The organism is Stenotrophomonas sp. NPDC077421 (assembly GCF_049545505.1).
Lineage (GTDB): Bacteria > Pseudomonadota > Gammaproteobacteria > Xanthomonadales > Xanthomonadaceae > Stenotrophomonas > Stenotrophomonas nematodicola.
Genome location: NZ_JBMWDP010000084.1, coordinates 1 through 1761 on the forward strand (window position 1 = coordinate 1; position 1761 = coordinate 1761).

1 protein-coding gene is annotated in these 1761 nt (G+C 66.3%); it reads left to right on the forward strand.

Translation table 11 applies throughout. The features are described from left to right. Positions 1–562 precede the first annotated feature (562 nt). Positions 563–1761, forward strand: a 1199-nt coding sequence (locus ACPEH1_RS20540; RefSeq protein ID WP_423716317.1) for an autotransporter outer membrane beta-barrel domain-containing protein, incomplete at its 3' end; no start/stop codon positions are given.

Genomic DNA, 1761 nt, shown 5'->3' on the forward strand with positions numbered 1-1761 from the left:
GCCAGCACGCCGCGCAACCGCTATGCGCTCAGCGCCGGTGCCAAGGTTGCATTCCGCCCGGGCGTTTCGGCCTGGGGTGGGCTGGGCCTGATGCGCGGCGACAGCGGCTACCGCGAAGCCAGTGCGCAGCTGGGGATGTCCTACGCCTGGTAAAGGGTCGTGACAGCGGCGGACGGAGATGAGGACGCCGGGCACTGCCCGGCGTCCTTTTCTGCTTCCGGCGGCCCACCATCGTCGGCCACCTGAACACCCAATGCATGTACCGACAGGCGCGGCGTATCTGCAACTTCTTGCATGGGTCGCGTCGCATATCACCGCGACACTGCGCGTCCTAGCTGACACGTGCCGCACGCCACCCGACCGCCCTCACGTCGCCCTCCCCCCTTCAGGAAGGTGACGCCGGGAGGCGCACCGCCGGGGCGCGGCAATCACCTGACGTGCGCGGCCACGGTTTCCCACTGACGAGATCACTACGATGACTGGAACACCCTCCAAGCGGCCTGCCGTGCGCTCCCTTGCCTGTGCTGTGGCGTTCGCACTGGTTTCGCTGCCCCACGGCGCTATGTCCGAGGTCCTCGATGGCGAGACGCTGGTATTGAATCCAGACAGCAGCATTGAGGAATGGACCCTCCTGAACGGCGCGCAGCTTATCGTCGACGGAGCGGGTACCCGCTCCATCAATGCCTCCCAGAATTCGCGCGTGCAGATGCAAGGTGCCGCCGCCCAGGTGAACGACGACGAACAGGACGTGGTGAGGCTGCGGGACACGGCCGTGCTGGAAGCAACCTCGAGCACGTTCCGCGGCGGGAGCGTGCACCTGTCTGGCAACAGCTCGGCACATCTGGTCAACAGCGCCGTTCTGGTGACCCGTGCCGATGGCCTGGATCCCACCGGCCTCAGCGTGGGCGTGGATATCACCAGTACCGACCCGAGCCACGGCGCACGCGTCGTTCTGGATTCGACCCGCGTCCGCGTCGAAGACTCCACCGGCGGAATCAACAGTGGGCTCGGTGTGCGGATGACGGCTGGCCAGGTCGACATCGTCAACGGGGCACGGATCGAGGCGGACAACATCGGGGTGCAGCTGTTCTCTCGTGTGGAGGCCGCAGACCCGCTGCGCCTGCGCATCGACAATGCCACCGTGCAGTCCGGCCGGGGCGCCGCGATAAACGTGGCATCCATGCATGGAGTTGAAAACAGCGCCGAGATCGTGATTGCCAACGGCGCGCAGCTCATCGCCGGCGACGGCAATCTGCTGCTGATGCAGACGCGCGACGGGAGCGTGGATGCGGGTCGCATCGACGTGGACTTCACCGTCGACGATGCACGCCTTGGTGGCAATGTCACCTTCGATACCCGCACCATGAACGGCACGCTGGATGTCACGCTGCGCAACAATGCGCGCATCGACGGTCGCTTCATCAACGTCAGCCGCGCCGACATCGGCACCAACAGCACCTGGATGCTCACCGGCGACAGCAACGTCGGCCGGCTGCAGCTCGACGCCACCGGCACCGTCGCACTCGGCAACGGCAGCACCTTCAACACCCTCAGCGTGGACAGCTTCACCGGTGCCGGCGGCACGCTGCTGTTCAACACCGTGCTGGGCGATGACAGTTCGGCCACCGACAGGCTGGTCATCACCGGCGATGCCGACGGCCAGGCTGGCGTGCGCGTGCTCAACGCAGGCGGTGCCGGCGCCAGGACCGATCTGGGCATCGAGCTGATCACCATCGGCGGTGCGTCCAATGCGCAGTTCGA